The sequence below is a fragment of the Achromobacter aegrifaciens genome (genome assembly GCF_902859965.1).
Classification (GTDB): Bacteria; Pseudomonadota; Gammaproteobacteria; order Burkholderiales; family Burkholderiaceae_B; genus Achromobacter; species Achromobacter aegrifaciens.
The window spans coordinates 1795641-1810535 of the sequence record NZ_CADIKO010000001.1; the positions used below are offsets into that span (position 1 = coordinate 1795641).

General features: G+C 63.9%; 15 protein-coding genes. 11 read left to right on the forward strand and 4 right to left on the reverse strand.

What is annotated here, in order from left to right:
* Positions 1 to 152 precede the first annotated feature (152 nt).
* From HV793_RS08380 to HV793_RS08430, 11 genes are all read left to right on the forward strand, one after another.
* Entirely contained in the window at positions 153 to 1436 is a 1284-nt protein-coding gene (locus HV793_RS08380) for a putative Na+/H+ antiporter (protein ID WP_054457131.1), read from the forward strand.
* Positions 1437 to 1665: 229 nt separating this feature from the next.
* Entirely contained in the window at positions 1666 to 1974 is a 309-nt protein-coding gene (locus HV793_RS08385) for an FmdB family zinc ribbon protein (protein WP_175212974.1), read from the forward strand.
* A gap of 16 nt (positions 1975 to 1990) precedes the next feature.
* Positions 1991 to 2656, forward strand: coding sequence for a DUF502 domain-containing protein (locus HV793_RS08390; protein WP_054457127.1), 666 nt, complete (start codon positions 1991 to 1993; stop codon positions 2654 to 2656).
* A 40-nt stretch (positions 2657 to 2696) separates the two neighbouring features.
* Entirely contained in the window at positions 2697 to 4484 is a 1788-nt protein-coding gene (aspS, locus tag HV793_RS08395) for an aspartate--tRNA ligase (protein ID WP_054457125.1), read from the forward strand.
* A gap of 291 nt (positions 4485 to 4775) precedes the next feature.
* A complete protein-coding gene (locus HV793_RS08400; RefSeq protein ID WP_054457124.1) occupies positions 4776 to 5642 on the forward strand; it encodes an endonuclease/exonuclease/phosphatase family protein in 867 nt (288 codons plus the stop codon).
* Positions 5639 to 6850, forward strand: a complete 1212-nt coding sequence (gene clsB / locus HV793_RS08405; protein ID WP_175212975.1) for a cardiolipin synthase ClsB — start codon at positions 5639 to 5641, stop codon at positions 6848 to 6850. Before HV793_RS08400 ends, clsB begins: the two co-directional genes overlap by 4 nt.
* Before the next feature lie 89 nt (positions 6851 to 6939).
* Complete coding sequence (locus tag HV793_RS08410; protein ID WP_279636156.1) at positions 6940 to 7677, forward strand: WbqC family protein; 738 nt, start codon at positions 6940 to 6942, stop codon at positions 7675 to 7677.
* Positions 7674 to 8615, forward strand: a complete 942-nt coding sequence (locus HV793_RS08415) for a glycosyltransferase family 2 protein (protein ID WP_125471200.1) — start codon at positions 7674 to 7676, stop codon at positions 8613 to 8615. The genes HV793_RS08410 and HV793_RS08415 overlap by 4 nt, the downstream gene beginning before the upstream one ends.
* The gene (locus HV793_RS08420) at positions 8581 to 9207 is read left to right on the forward strand and encodes a class I SAM-dependent methyltransferase (protein WP_175212976.1); all 627 of its coding nucleotides are present in this window, start codon (positions 8581 to 8583) and stop codon (positions 9205 to 9207) included. Before HV793_RS08415 ends, HV793_RS08420 begins: the two co-directional genes overlap by 35 nt.
* Before the next feature lies 1 nt (position 9208).
* Entirely contained in the window at positions 9209 to 9871 is a 663-nt protein-coding gene (locus HV793_RS08425; RefSeq protein WP_125471199.1) for an acetyltransferase, read from the forward strand.
* A 2-nt stretch (positions 9872 to 9873) separates the two neighbouring features.
* Positions 9874 to 10854 carry a glycoside hydrolase family protein gene (locus HV793_RS08430; protein WP_125471198.1) on the forward strand — a complete coding sequence of 327 codons (981 nt, stop codon included), beginning with the start codon at positions 9874 to 9876 and terminating at the stop codon, positions 10852 to 10854.
* Position 10855: 1 nt separating this feature from the next.
* On the opposite strand, the gene HV793_RS08435 is transcribed toward HV793_RS08430, so the two are convergent.
* From HV793_RS08435 to rfbA, 4 genes are read right to left on the reverse strand one after another with little or no spacing between them, the layout of a single operon-like run.
* A complete protein-coding gene (locus HV793_RS08435) occupies positions 10856 to 12451 on the reverse strand; it encodes a hypothetical protein (RefSeq protein WP_175212977.1) in 1596 nt (531 codons plus the stop codon).
* Positions 12451 to 13581, reverse strand: a complete 1131-nt coding sequence (gene rffA, locus HV793_RS08440; RefSeq protein WP_125471196.1) for a dTDP-4-amino-4,6-dideoxygalactose transaminase — start codon at positions 13579 to 13581, stop codon at positions 12451 to 12453. The genes HV793_RS08435 and rffA overlap by 1 nt, the downstream gene beginning before the upstream one ends.
* 25 nt (positions 13582 to 13606) lie before the next feature.
* On the reverse strand, positions 13607 to 13984 hold the full coding sequence (locus tag HV793_RS08445) for a DMT family transporter (RefSeq protein WP_125471195.1): 378 nt from the start codon (positions 13982 to 13984) through the stop codon (positions 13607 to 13609).
* The gene (rfbA, locus tag HV793_RS08450; RefSeq protein WP_125471194.1) at positions 13981 to 14862 is read right to left on the reverse strand and encodes a glucose-1-phosphate thymidylyltransferase RfbA; all 882 of its coding nucleotides are present in this window, start codon (positions 14860 to 14862) and stop codon (positions 13981 to 13983) included. The genes HV793_RS08445 and rfbA overlap by 4 nt, the downstream gene beginning before the upstream one ends.
* Positions 14863 to 14895: the final 33 nt, after the last annotated feature.

A 14895-nucleotide genomic window follows, 5' to 3' on the forward strand; every position in this document is an offset into this window, starting at 1 on the left:
CAATACCTGCGGGAATAGCGGCGCGGACATGCGCGCCTTGGTGTTGACCCTGCGTTACACGGCAAGGGCCTTGCGCTATATTGCGACCCTTGTCCCGCAGGCCCGCCGGGCGGCGTCCGCGCTGTCGTATCCCTCTTCCGGAAGTCGTTTACATGCCCCAGACACTTGAAGTCATCGCCACCCTCCTGTTCGCCGTGGCGGTTCTTCATACCTTCTCGGTTCCGTTCTTCGCGCGGCTCGCGCACCGTGGCGGACCGCATGCGGGCTTCTGGCATCTGTTCTCCGAAGTCGAGGCCGTGTTCGGCGTCTGGGCCTTCGTGCTGATCGTGGCGATGGCGGCGCTGGCCGGCCCCTCGCATGCCATCGAGTACATGGACACGCGCAACTTCACCGAGCCGCTGTTCGTCTTCGTGATCATGGTGGTGGCGGCCAGCCGGCCTATATTGGAACTGGTGGGGACGCTGGTGCGCCTGGTGGCGCGCGTGCTGCCGCTGCCGCGCGAACTCGCCACTTTCTTTGTCGTGATGTCGCTGGTGCCGTTGGGCGGCTCCTTCATCACCGAACCCGCCGCGATGACGCTGGCTGCCATTCTGTTGCGCGACGCCTATTTCCGCAGCAGCGGGCGCGCGGGCTTCAAATACCTGACGCTGGGCGTGCTGTTCGTCAACGTCTCCATCGGCGGCGTGCTGACTTCCTATGCCGCGCCGCCCGTGCTGATGGTGGCCTCCACCTTCGGCTGGGACTCCACCTTCATGGTGCAGCATTTCGGCTGGCGTGCCGCGATTGCCGTCTGCCTGAATGCGGCGCTGTTGACCTTCATCTGCCGCAAGGCGCTGCTGGAGCGGTCGGTGGGCACGGGCGGCGGCGTCGACGCGCCCGAAGGCGGCGATGCGCGCGGGCCAGTGCCGCTGCTGGTCATGCTGGTGCACCTGGTCTTCCTGGTCGCCGTGGTGCTCAGCGCGCATCATCCGGCCATCTTCCTGGGCCTGTTGATGATGTTCATCGGCTTTGCCGAAGCCTACAAGCGCCACCAGAGCCGCCTGATGATCAAGGAAGGCCTGATGGTCGGCTTCTTCCTGGCCGGGCTGGTGGTGCTGGGCGGCCTGCAGAAGTGGTGGCTGCAGGACCTGCTGGGCGGGCTTGAACCTTTCGTGCTGTTCTGGGGCGCTACCGCGCTCACCGCCATCACCGACAACGCCGCGCTGACCTACCTGGGTTCGCTGGTCGAAGGCACCAGCGAGGCCTGGCGCTACATGCTGGTGGCCGGCGCGGTCACGGGCGGCGGGCTGACGGTGATCGCCAATGCGCCCAACCCGGCTGGCTTCGCCATCCTGAAGAACCACTTCCCGGACGGCAGCATTTCGTCGGGGCGGCTGTTCCTGTCGGCCCTGGCGCCGACCCTGGTGGCGGCGGTCATGTTCCTGCTTCCTGTCTAGGGAGACGGCCCTCGGGATGCCCCTGAGGCGCCGCCCAAGGCGGGCCGCCGGGGCCGGACACCGGCCGTTCACGAAAAACCGCTAAAATTCAAGACTTTCCCGTATTTTTTCCGGCCTCGCCCACCCGCCGCTTCCGTTCGGAGCAGGTCTTGCGACCCGATCCGGCCCCGGACATTGCGTCCGGCGACAGCGGCTCTTGATATGCCGGGCCCGCGCCTGGGAGCCCTAGATGCCCATTTACGCTTACAAGTGCAGCGCCTGCGGCCATGCCAAAGACGTCTTGCAGAAGATTTCCGATGCGCCGCTTTCGGTTTGCCCCGAATGTGGCGAAAGCACGTTCTCCAAGCAGGTGACCGCGGCTGGGTTCCAGCTCAAGGGCTCCGGCTGGTATGTCACGGACTTCCGCGGCAACGGCAGCGGCGGTTCGGCCTCGGCCAGCACGCCGGCCCCGGCTGAAAGCGCCGCGCCCGCGCCCGCAGCCGCGCCCGCAGCTCCGGCCGCCCCGGCGACGCCTGCAGCCGGTAGCGCCGCCTCCTAGAGCACACGCGATGCGTATGCGCGTCATCAAGAAGTACTTCATCACCGGCCTGCTGATCTGGGTTCCCCTGGTCATCACGGTGTGGGTGCTGGGCTTGCTGGTCGCGACCCTCGAAGGGTTCGTGCCCGGCTTCCTGTCGTCCGAATCGCTGTTCGGCATCGACATCCCCGGCTTCCGCTTCGTCCTGGTCATCGTGGTGGTGCTTCTGACGGGCGTATTCGCCGCCAACCTGATCGGCCGCACCATGGTGGACCAGTGGGAAAACCTGCTGGGACGCATACCGCTGGTGCGTTCGATCTACAACTCGGTCAAGCAGGTCAGCGATACCGTGCTTGCTCCGAATGGTCAGGCGTTCCGCCGCGCGGTGCTGGTGCAGTATCCGCGCGCCGGCAGCTGGACCATCGCTTTCGTTACCGGCACGCCCAGCGGCGAAGTGGCCGACCGGCTTCCCGGCGATCACATCAGCGTGTACGTGCCGACCACGCCGAATCCCACGTCCGGCTTTTTCCTGATGGTTCCGCGCGCTGACGTCATGGATCTTCAGATGAGCGTGGACGCGGCATTGAAGTACATCGTTTCCATGGGCGTGGTCGCCCCGGTCCAGGCGGCGACGCCCGCGGACCGGCCGGCCGCGCCCGTCCCGGCTCCCGGCGTGCAAGACACGCCTCGCGCCGATTCGTAACCCTTACGCTATAACCAAGCACATAAACGGAGTCCCCCGCATGCGTACCTGCTACACCGGCCAGGTTTGCCGTGACCATCTCGGCCAGACCGTCACCCTGTACGGCTGGGTGAACCGCCGCCGCGACCACGGCGGGGTCATCTTCATCGACCTGCGCGACCGCGCGGGCCTGGCGCAGATCGTGTTCGATCCGGACAATGCCGCCTTCGCCACCGCGGAGCGCCTGCGCAACGAATTCTGCATCCGCGTCACCGGCCTGGTGCGCGAGCGTCCGGCGGGCACTGCCAACGCCGAGCTGGCTTCGGGCGAAATCGAAGTGCTCTGCAAGGAAGTCGAGATCCTGAACGCGTCGGTCACGCCGCCGTTCCAACTGGACGACGACAACCTCTCGGAAACGACGCGCCTCACGCACCGCGTGCTGGACCTGCGCCGTCCGCAGATGCAGCGCAACCTGATGCTGCGCTACCGCGTGTCCATCGAAGTGCGCAAGTTCCTGGACCAGCTGGGCTTCATCGACATCGAAACCCCGATGCTGACCAAGAGCACGCCCGAAGGCGCGCGCGACTACCTGGTGCCTTCGCGCGTCAACGCCGGCCACTTCTTCGCGCTGCCGCAATCGCCGCAGCTGTTCAAGCAGATGCTGATGGTGTCCGGTTTCGACCGCTACTACCAGATCACCAAGTGCTTCCGCGACGAAGACCTGCGCGCCGACCGCCAGCCCGAATTCACCCAGATCGACTGCGAAACCTCGTTCCTGAACGAGTTCGAGATCCGTGAAATCTTCGAGAACATGATTCGCCACGTGTTCAAGGTGGTGCAGGACGTCGATCTGCCGACGCCGTTCCCGATCATGACCTGGACCGAAGCCATGCGCCGCTACGGCTCGGACAAGCCGGACCTGCGCGTGAACCTCGAATTCACCGACATGACCGACGTCATGCGCGACGTGGACTTCAAGGTGTTCGCCGCCGCCGCCACGGCGCCCGGCAGCCGCGTGGTCGCCTTGCGCGTGCCGGGCGGCGCCGAGATGTCGCGCAGCGAGATCGACGGCTACACCCAGTTCGTCGGCATCTACGGCGCCAAGGGCCTGGCCTACATCAAGGTCAACGAAGTGGCCAAGGGCCGCGACGGCCTGCAATCGCCCATCGTCAAGAACCTGCATGACGCTGCCCTGGCCGAACTGGTCAAGCGCACCGGCGCGCAGGACGGCGACATCATTTTCTTCGGCGCTGACCGTGAAAAGGTCGTCAACGACGCCATCGGCGCGCTGCGCGTGAAGATCGGCCACAGCGAATTCGGCAAGAAGACCGGCCTGTCCACCGCCGGCTGGAAGCCGCTGTGGGTTGTCGACTTCCCGATGTTCGAATACGACGAGGAAGACGGCCGCTACACCGCCGCCCACCACCCCTTCACCAGCCCGAAGGACGGCCACGAGGACTTCCTGGAATCCGATCCCAGCAAGGCTTTCGCCAAGGCCTACGACATGGTGCTGAACGGTTGGGAAATCGGCGGCGGCTCGGTCCGTATCCACCGCGAGGAAGTGCAGAGCAAGGTGTTCCGCGCGCTCAAGATCGGCGCCGAGGAAGCCCGCGAGAAGTTCGGCTTCCTGCTCGACGCGCTGCAATACGGCGCGCCTCCGCATGGTGGCATCGCTTTCGGCCTGGATCGCATCGTCACGATGATGACTGGCGCCGAATCGATCCGCGACGTGATCGCCTTCCCGAAGACCCAGCGCGCCCAGTGTCTGCTGACGCAAGCGCCGTCCGAGGTCGACGAGAAGCAATTGCGCGAACTGCACATCCGTCTGCGCAACGTAGAAACGAAGTGATCCCCCCCGAAGCGCCGTAGGCGCTTCCCCCCAGGGGGGCGCCGCTACGGACCGGCGGAGCCGGATCCGTGCGGCCCGGCTTGGGGGGCGTTGTTTGCTTGCGGGGTTCGCGCCTCGATTGAGCAGTGAAAGTTGTTGTTCCTGGAGGGCAGGGGCGTGCGCCGCAAGCGCAGGAACTGTCTTCTGAATTGGAGTAATCTGGCAAACGCCGCCTGCTTGTGGGCGGTGCTGGCCGGGCTGCTTTTTTTGCTGCGGCCGGTGGTTCCCCAGTTTTGAAAGGCGCCATTTTCCATGTCGCTCATCCGCGTCGTCAGCTACAACATACATAAGGGCCGCTCGGCATTGGGCCGGCGCGACTCCCTGAACGAATTGCGTCTGGGCCTGTATGGCCTGCGTCCGGATCTGGTCTTCCTACAGGAAGTCCAGGGCCGCAATGAGCAGAAATCCCTGCTCGACGCTCAGCACGAATCGCTTGCCGCCGCCTTGCGGCTGGACGTGGCCTACGGCCGCAATGCCATCCGCCATGAGACGGACCACGGCAACGCGCTGTTGTCGCGTTTCCCTATCCTCGACCACGAAAACCAGGACATCTCCGACCATCGGCTGGAGCAGCGCGGACTGCTGCACGCGCGCATCGAACTCGACGGGCGCGCGGTGCATTGCTTCGTCGTGCACCTGGGCTTGTTCGCCGGCAGCCGCAGCCGCCAGATCCTGGCGCTGACCGAGCGCATCCGCCGCATGGTGCCGGACGGTGAGCCGATCCTCATCGCGGGTGATTTCAACGATTGGGGCGACCGTCTGGCGCCCCTGTTCGTGCAGCAGCTGGGCCTGTATGAAGTGTTCTCGCATGCCCCGCGCAGCCATGGCGGCGAATTGCCGCGCCTGCGCGACTCCGTCAAACGGCTGAGCAACGCGCTGCGCGGGCTGCCCAATAGCGGCGTGTCCGTCATGGAACGCACCAATCAACTCGGCATGGATGGCAATTCGCGCCTGTTGCTGCCGCCGCCCCGCACCTTCCCCGCGGTGTTCCCCTGGTTCCGTCTGGACCGCATCTACCAGCGCGGCTTTGCCGTGCGCAGCGCGCGCGTGCTGCGCGGCCGCGAATGGGCCAGGCTTTCCGATCATTCCCCCTTGCTGGCCGAGCTGGAACTGCCGTGAGGGCAGAGCAGTCCAAGCTGGACTGGACGGTGGGCAACGATATCCGGTTGCTCCAGAACGGCTCCGACTTCTTTCCGGCGCTGTGCGCGGCCATCGACGCCGCCCAGGTCAGCGTGCACCTGGAAACCTACATCTTCACCCCGGACCGCACCGGTTCCCAGGTGTTGGACTGCCTGGAGGCGGCCGTGCGGCGCGGAGTCAAGGTGCGCGTGGTGCTCGACGGCTTCGGCAGCGCTGAGTTCGTCGATCCCTTGCGTACGCGCCTGACCAACGCCGGCGCGCAGTGCCGCATCTTCCGTCCCGAGCCGCGCTGGTTCGCGCGCTACATTCCGTCGCGCAGCCGGCTGCGCCGCCTGCACCGCAAGGTCACTGTGGTCGACGGGCGCATCGCCTTCATCGGCGGCATCAACATCATCGACGACTACGATGACCGCGATCCGACGGACGGCATCACCGGGCCGCGCTTCGATTTCGCCGTGCAGGTGCAGGGGCCGCTGGTCACCGAGGCCGCCTATGCCCAGGAACTGCTGTGGGTGCGGCTGAACTGGGCGCGCCTGCGCCGTCATCCGCGCGACTGGAACCGCATGCGGCTGCTCAAGCCGCGCCACGCTTCCGTGGCGCCCCGTGGCGACCTGCGCGCCGCGCTGGTGCTGCGCGACAACCTGCGCTTTCGCCAGACCTTCGAGCGCGCCTACCTGTACGGCATCGCGCATGCGCGCCGCGACATCCTGATCGCCAACGCCTACTTCTTCCCCGGCCGCCAGTTCCGCCGTGCGCTGGCCAAGGCTGCGGCGCGCGGCGTGCGCGTGCGCCTCTTGCTGCAGGGCAAGATCGAGTACCGCATGCAGTACCACGCCACGCGCTCGCTGTACGACCAGCTGCTGCGCGACGGCATCGAGATCTACGAATACATGCCGAGCTACCTGCACGCCAAGGTGGCGGTCATCGACAACGTGGCGACGGTGGGCTCGTCCAATCTCGACCCCTTCAGCCTGCTGCTGGCGCGCGAAGCCAATGTGGTCGTGGACGACCAGCCATTCTCGTGGGACCTGCAGGAACGGCTGGAGACCGCCATCCGGGAAGGCGGGCGCTTCATCCGGCCACTGGAGTATCAGCGCCGGGGATGGCTGCGGCGCTGGGTCGACGCGGTGTCCTACACGTTGCTGCGCATAGGGGTGGCGCTGACGGGGACGTCGGACAAGTACTGACTGCAGAACTTGGGCGTTCCGCGCATTGTTTTTATGGTCCCGACAATTGAATACAATGATCGGCTGACTCCGGATGGATCTCCATTATTGTGAATAGTGCTCAGAAGCGCGTAGCCATCATTCAGTCGAATTACATTCCCTGGAAGGGCTATTTCGACATGATGGGCGCCGTGGATACATTCGTTTTCCTGGACGACGTGCAATCGACACGGCGCGATTGGCGCACACGCAACCGGATCAAGACGGCAAACGGCGAAGCCTGGCTGACGATTCCGGTTCACCACGACAGGGATCTGCGCATCTGCGAGGTAGAAGTGGCCGACAGGAAATGGGCCGCCAAGCATTGGCGCGCCCTGGAGCTGGCCTATGCCCGCGCGCCGTTCATGAACGAGCTCAGGCCCTGGCTCGCGGATTTGTATGACCGCGCTGGTAGCCAGGAGAACCTCTCCGCGATCAATCGGATGTTCATCGGCGAGATTTGCGCCTTTCTCGGCATCGACACCGAACTGAAGGCTTCCTATGAAGTCCTACCGTTCGAGGCGCTAGACCGGTTCGATCCGACTACCCGCCTGGCCGAACTGTGCCAGGCGGTAGGCGGCACGCACTACTTGTCCGGCCCCGCTGCCCAAGCCTATCTGGATGAGTCCATTTTCAATGAACGCGGCATCGGGGTGGAATGGATGTCGTATGCCGGGTATCCCGAATATCCCCAACTGCACGGCGAGTTTCGCCATGACGTGACCGTGCTGGACCTGCTTTTCATGAAGGGGCGCGATGCCGCGCGTTTCATTGCCCGTGACGTCGCCGCAGGCAAGGAGATCGCATGAAGCTGTCAGTGGTGGCGACCCTGTATCGCTCCGCTCCGTATATCCGCGAATTCCATCAGCGCGCCAGCGCCGCGGCGCAAGCCCTCACGGATGACTACGAAATCGTGCTAGTCAACGACGGCTCTCCCGACGAATCGCTGGAGATCGCGGAGGCGCTGGTGGCTGAGGATCCCAGAGTGGTGGTGGTGGATTTGTCCCGAAACTTCGGTCACCACAAAGCCATCATGACCGGGTTGACGCATGCCCGTGGCGAACGGGTATTTTTGATCGACGTTGATCTGGAGGAATCCCCCGAATGGCTGGAGAGTTTCGATCAGGCCATGCGTGAGGAAGGCGCCGACGTGGTGTATGGCGTGCAGGCGCGCCGCAAGGGTGGCCTGTTCGAGCGTTGGAGCGGCGTGCTGTACTACAAGGTCTTGAGGTGGCTGACTGGCTTCGCCCTGCCCGAAAACCTGATCACCGCGCGCCTCATGACGCGCCGCTATGTCGATGCGTTGCTGCAATTTCGTGAGCGCGAGGTGTTTTTGGCTGGCCTTTGGTACATCACCGGTTTTCGCCAAATCGCGCGCGTCGTCACCAAGCTCAGTACCAGTCCGACGAGCTATACGTTCAGGCAAAAGTTGTCGCTGTTGGTCAATTCAGTGACCTCGGTAAGCAATCGGCCGCTGATCTTCATTTTCTATGTCGGGGCGCTCATATCGGTTGTGGCACTCATTTACGGGGGCTATCTGGTCGCAAACTGGCTGCTGTTCTCCAACCCGCCCAGCGGCTGGACCTCGGTGATGATTTCGATCTGGCTGATGGGAGGCTTGGTGATCTCATTCATTGGGATCATCGGGATCTATCTTTCCAAGATCTTCACCGAAACCAAGCAGCGTCCCTACACTATCGTGAGAAAAATACATGGCCGAACGGAATCGAGACACATTGCTGAATGAGGTCGCCGATTACTATTCGGCGAAGCTCAAGGACCACGGCACCACCGCGAAGGGCGTGGACTGGAGCAGTGCAGACAGCCAGATCCTGCGCTTTGAGCAACTGTTGCGGATCCTGCGGGAGAATGAGGATTTTTCGCTCAACGACCTGGGCTGCGGCTATGGCGCGCTGCTGCACCACCTGCAGTCGAGTTATCCGCGGTTTTCATACATGGGCGTGGACGTCAGCGAGGCGATGATAGAGGCTGCAAGCCGCGATGCGCCTGCGCATGCCGCATTTCATCTGGGTTCGGAGCCTCCGTCCGTGGCAGATTACAGCGTGGCCAGCGGGATCTTCAACGTGCGCCTGAGCCAGTCGGAGTCTGATTGGGCGGCTTATATGCATGCAACGGTGGACGTGCTGGACCGCAGCAGCAGCAAGGGCTTCGCGTTCAATTGCCTTACGTCCTACTCGGATAGCGACAAGATGCGCCCGGACCTGCACTATGCCGATCCCTGCTACTGGTTTGATCTATGCAAGCGCAAGTATTCCCGTAGCGTCGCGCTCCTGCACGACTACGGACTCTATGAGTTCACCCTTCTGGTGAGAAAGTGACATGAAGCCCATCGTGATCTTCGGGGCAGGCGACATCGCCCAACTGGCGCATTTCTATTTCACGCGCGACGGCGGACGCGAAGTGGCCGCCTTCACCGTGGACCCTGCCTATTTGACGACGGACTCGTTCCAGGGCCGGCCGGTGGTAGCGTTTGACCAGGTGGCGCAAGCCTATCCTCCGGCGAGCCACGATATGTTCATCGCGCTGAGCTATGCCGGCATCAACCGGCTGAGGCGCGAGAAGTTCCTTGCGGCCAAGGCTTTGGGCTACACGCTGGCAAGTTATGTCAGTTCGCGCTGCACCTACCTCCCCGATGAGCCGCCCGGAGAGAACTGCTTCATCCTCGAAGACAATACAGTCCAGCCTTTCGTGAGCATCGGCGACAACGTGACGCTCTGGAGTGGCAACCACATCGGCCATCATTCGACCATCGGCGCCCATACGTTCATTGCGTCGCACGTGGTGGTTTCGGGCGGCGTGCGCATCGGCGAGAGCTGTTTCATTGGCGTGAATGCCACGCTGCGGGATCACATCAGCATTGGCGATCGATGCGTCATCGGAGCCGGGGCCGCGCTGTTTGCGGATGCGGACCCCGAGGGTGTCTACACGGCGGTGGCCGCCGAGCGTTCGCGGGTGCCTAGTTCGCGCCTGAAGAGAATCTGAGCATGGCGACGCATGGCGCCATCGTCTCCGGGCCGGCCGCACAGGTCTGGCGTCCGCTGGGCCAGGTGCTGGGGGCGCCTCTGGCCGTGGATTGGGCTGCAAGCCACGCCAGCTATCCCACGGCGGTGCCCTTGGAGGGCGGCCGGGTGCGGGTCTACTTTTCGCCGCGCGATGCCGCGGGGCGGTCTTGCCTGGCCAGCATCGAATTGTCGATCCAAGGCTCGAGTTGGCAGATCATCGAACCGGCCCGCGGACCGCTGTTGCAGGCAGGTAGCCGGGGCGCCTTCGATGCGGATGGCGTGACGGTAGGCTGCGTCGTGCCGCAGCCCGGTCGCTGGCTTGCGTACTACCTGGGATGGACGTTGGGTTTGCGGGTGCCGTTTACCAACTTTATCGGTCTGGCCGTCTCGCACGATGAGGGTCGCAGCTTCGTCAGGCATTCCATTGCTCCCGTCGTGGGGCGCAGCGAGGCGAATCCCTACAGCTTGGGCTATCCCTGGGTTCTGAAGGAAGGTGCGCAATGGACCATGTGGTTCGGAACCCATCTTGAATGGGGCAAAGAAGGCCTGGAAATGCAGCACGTGGTGAAGTCCGCCAATTCGAGAGACGGGCTAGCATGGCTGTCTTCGCCCGACGTCGAGGTCGGGCTGGCCGGGTCGCTGGACCCCCGGGAGTTCGCGGTTTCGCGGCCCTGCGTGGTCCCCTGGGGGCAGGGGCGGTTGATGTGGTACGCCAAACGCCATCCAGGCTATCGGCTTGGCTTCGCCTACGCGGGACCAGATGGCGTCTGGCGCCGGCACGATGACTGCGTGACCTTCGCTGGCGAGCCCGCAGCCTGGGAGGCGAGCGAGCGGACCTATCCCTGCGTGTTCCGGGTGGGGGACGATTGGTACATGCTGTATAACGGCGATGGCTACGGACGCACGGGCTTTGGCCTGGCCCGCCTGGAAAATCCGCAGGCCCTGCCCGCGATTCCGGCCTGACTCATCTGCACTGTTGCCGCGACAGGGTCAGCGGCCCGAAGTGCTGGACAGCCAAGGCTCGCAGTTGGCCATGGCGACGTTCGGCGCAGTAGGCGGCGAGCCGGGCGATGTACGCGTCATTGGCCAGTATCGGGATGCCTTCGGGGGATTGCAGGCGTTCCGGAAATCCCCGCCCTGTCAACTGCTCGGCGCGAGATACCGCGAAGGGCGCCAAGGTGAAGACGCCCAGCCCGTAAAACCGTTGGCCTTGTGCCGATGGCTGAATGCTCAGCACGCCGTACATGGCTTCAAACGGATAGTTCGCGCCCCAGATCGCGACCGTCTCTTGAGGGAAGCCCGCGAGAGCGGTGCGCAATTCCCGCGCTCCGGCGGCCATGGCGCTGGCCTGGGACAGCACGACGCCCAGGTTCAGCGCGCAGGCTGCTCCGATCGCTGCCGTCAGCAACGGCCCCGCGCGTTGCGCGGGTCGGGATGCCAGCAGCGGCGCCATCAGCAGGGTGGCGATCAGTGGATAGTAGACATGCAAGGTGCCGGGGCGTCCGGCCAGCCCCAGGCAGAATACGGCCAGGACGCAAAGCGCCCATGAAATGGCGGCGCGGCGGCTCCGGTATGCGATCGCCAAGAGCGCGGCGAGCGCAAGCAGCGGCACAAAATCGGAATACCAGAGCATTTGCACGCCGAGCAGCGCTTTAACCAGGGAGCCATTCTGGGCCGGTAACGGCCCTAAGTCCCGGAGCATGGCGTTGAGCTTGTCTGGATCCGCAATGTCCGCATCGACGAAGAACCAGTGCTTCAGCAGGTCCAGGTCGTTATGCGTATAACCGTAGCGCGCCAGGATGTCCGGACGCTGCTCCAGACTGTCGAGGGCGCCAAAGTCGGTGAAGGCGGCGCGCGGCAGATTGAGCGCATTGAATGAATCCCACTCGGCGCCTTCATAAGATAGCCTGTCAAACCAGGTTGCGCTGACGAGGATGGTGGCGAGCAGGACCAGCGCAAGCCGGCAGGGCCGGAGACCGGCAAGTGTGCGCCATGGCAGCAGAGGCAAGCCCACGATCAGCACGATGAGCGCTTCGTGGTTGCGTTCGAGAAAGCCGGCGAGGAACAGCGCGCACCCCGCCGCCAAGACTCGCCATGAGCGGTCGCGGGCATATAGGCACCAGCATGCGATGGCTGCCAGGCTGAGCAGACCTGCGTTGATCGTGAACTGCGGAAACAGGGCAGGGCGGACCAGGACAAGCGCGCAGACCAGCAGGCCGATCCAGAAGCTCGTCCCCAGACGCCACAGGGCGTACAGGAGGGTGCCGCTGGCGATGAGCAGCGAGGCCAGGCTTGCGATCGAGTAACCCAGCACGCCATGGACCGTGGGTATGGCTCGAACCAGATAGCCCCAAAGGATGTTGGAGAAGAACAGGTTCGGCGACCCGTGGTCAGCCAAGCCATAGCCATGCGCAACCATCGACATGGCGATATCGTCGTTGGTCATCCAGCGCGGGTCGGCATATTGGTACAGCAATGCCATCATCAGTACCGGGGCCAGCAGGGCTGCTGCCAGGGCCGGAATGCAACGCAGGCGCGCGGCGCCTAGCACGCCTTGCATCAGGCCTCGGCCAAGACGATGCGGATGACACGGTCCTGGTCCGATTCCGAGAGGTCGGCATACATCGGCAGTCGCAGCAGCGCGCGCGTAACGTGGTCAGTGACGGGCAAGGCTCCGCTGGCACGGGCATACTGCTTGCCAGCGGGCGAGTCGTGCAAGGACACGTAGTGGCTGGCCGCCTGGATGCCGGCTTGCGCCAGGGCCCGATGCATGCGCGTCTTTGCCTGCTCGTCGTTGAAGACCAGGTAGTAGATGTGTCCGTTGTGGGTCGCCGCATCAGGGATGAACGGCCGGCGCAGCTTGCCGGCGGCTTCGAGGCCGGCGAAAGCAGCGTGATAGCGCGACCAGGCGGCGACGCGGCGCGCGTTGATGCTGGCGCTGTGTTCAAACTGGGCCAGCAGGAAGGCGGCCGTCAAATCGCTGGGCAGGTACGAGGATCCGAGTTCCTGCCAGGTGTATTTGTCGACTTCGCCGCGCAGAAAGCGCGAGCGGTCCGTGCCTTTTTCGCGCGTCACTTCGGCGCGTTCCCCTTCTTGCTTCGAACGCGTCAGCAAGGCGCCGGCTTCCCCCGCCACGATGTTCTTGGTACCGTGGAAACTGAGAGTGCCGTAGTCGCCCAGTGTGCCCAGAGCCTGGCCGCGCCAGGTGGAGCCGAAGCCCTGCGCGGCATCTTCAATGATCTTCAGTCCGCGTTCGGCGGCGATGGCGCAGATGGCATCCATGTCGCAGCCCACGCCGGCGTAGTGCACCGGGACGACTGCGCGGGTACGAGGGGTAATAGCGGCGTCGATCCGGCTTTCATCCAGGTTGAGTGTGTCTTCGCGGATGTCTACGAATACCGGCACCGCGCCACGCAACGCGAACGCGTTGGCAGTGCTGACAAAGGTGAATGAAGGCATGATGACTTCATCACCCGGCCGCAAGCCACAAAGCAGGGCCGCCATTTCCAGCGCGCCCGTGCAGGAATGCGTCAGCAGCGCCTTGGCCGTGCCCAGGTTCTGTTCGAGCCAGGCATGGCATCGCCGGGTGTATGCGCCGTCGCCGGTCAGATGGCCGCTTTCGATCACCTGGGCAATGTATTGGAGTTCGAGGCCGGTGTTCGGGGGGCGGTTGAAGGGAATGGGTTCCATGGGCGCGGCGGATCGATGCGAGGGATCAGGGGTTCATGTTGCTGACGGTGAGGCCGACCATGATTATGGCGATGCCTGCCATACGCTGCCAGCCAAGGGCTTCGCCGAAAAGAAAATGGGCGCTCACCACGATAACAGGGTATATCAGGCTGGTCAGGGGATAGGCAATGTTCAAGGGCAGCTTCGTGCTCGCCAGCGTCCAGCACACGAACGAGATGCCGAAGCACATCATCGCGAAGACAGCCAACGGTGACAGCAAGGCATGGACCACGAACATCAGCTTGCCCCACAGATCCGCAGGCAAGGCGCCCATGCGGTTTATCTGCATGCGGAAAGCGAGTACTGAGGCCGCGGACGCCAGGATCATGGCGCCTAGCAGCAGGAAGGCGGCAAGTCGGCTCATCGTGTGTCGCGGACCAGTCGGCGCAGGTAGTCGGAATAGGCGTTGTTGCCATAGCCGTCGGCCAAGGCCAGCAGCGCGGCGGTATCGATCCAGTGCTGGCGCCAGGCGATCTCTTCCGGACAGGCGATTTTCATGCCTTGCCGACGTTCGACTGTTGCCACCAGGTTTGCGGCATCGAGCAGCCCGTCGGCGGTGCCGGTGTCCAGCCAGGCGAAGCCGCGGCCGAGCCGTTCGACATAGAGCTCGCCCAGTTCAAGGTAGATCCGGTTCAGGTCGGTGATCTCGATCTCGTTGCGTTGCGAAGGCTTGAGCGAACGGGCGAACTCGATGACCCGGTTGTCGTAGAAGTACAGCCCCGTCACGGCATGGTTCGATTTCGGAACGGCGGGCTTTTCCTCGATGCTGATGGCCTTGTCGTTCTTGTCGAATTCGACCACCCCGAAAGGCCGGGGGTCCAGCACGTCGTAACTGAACACCGTTGCACCTTGCGTGCGCCGGCTTGCGTGGCTGAGCGCGGTCGACAGACCGACCCCATAGAAGATGTTGTCGCCCAGGATCAACGAGACCTCGTCGCTGCCGATGAATTCTTCTCCAATCAGAAAGGCATCGGCCAGTCCACGGGGATGGTCCTGTTCCTCGTAGGAAAGATTCATGCCGATGGGCGAGCCGTCGCCCAGCAGCTCGCGAAAGCGCGGCAGGTCCTCGGGCGTGGAGATGATGAGCACGTCCCTGATGCCCGCCAGCATGAGCACGGACAAGGGGTAATACACCATGGGTTTGTCGAACACCGGCAACAGTTGCTTGCTGATGCTGCGCGTTATCGGATAGAGACGGGTGCCTCTGCCGCCTGCGAGAATAATGCCCTTCCGCACGGTCATGCTCCTGGTTGCAATGCGTTAGCCGGCATGGAG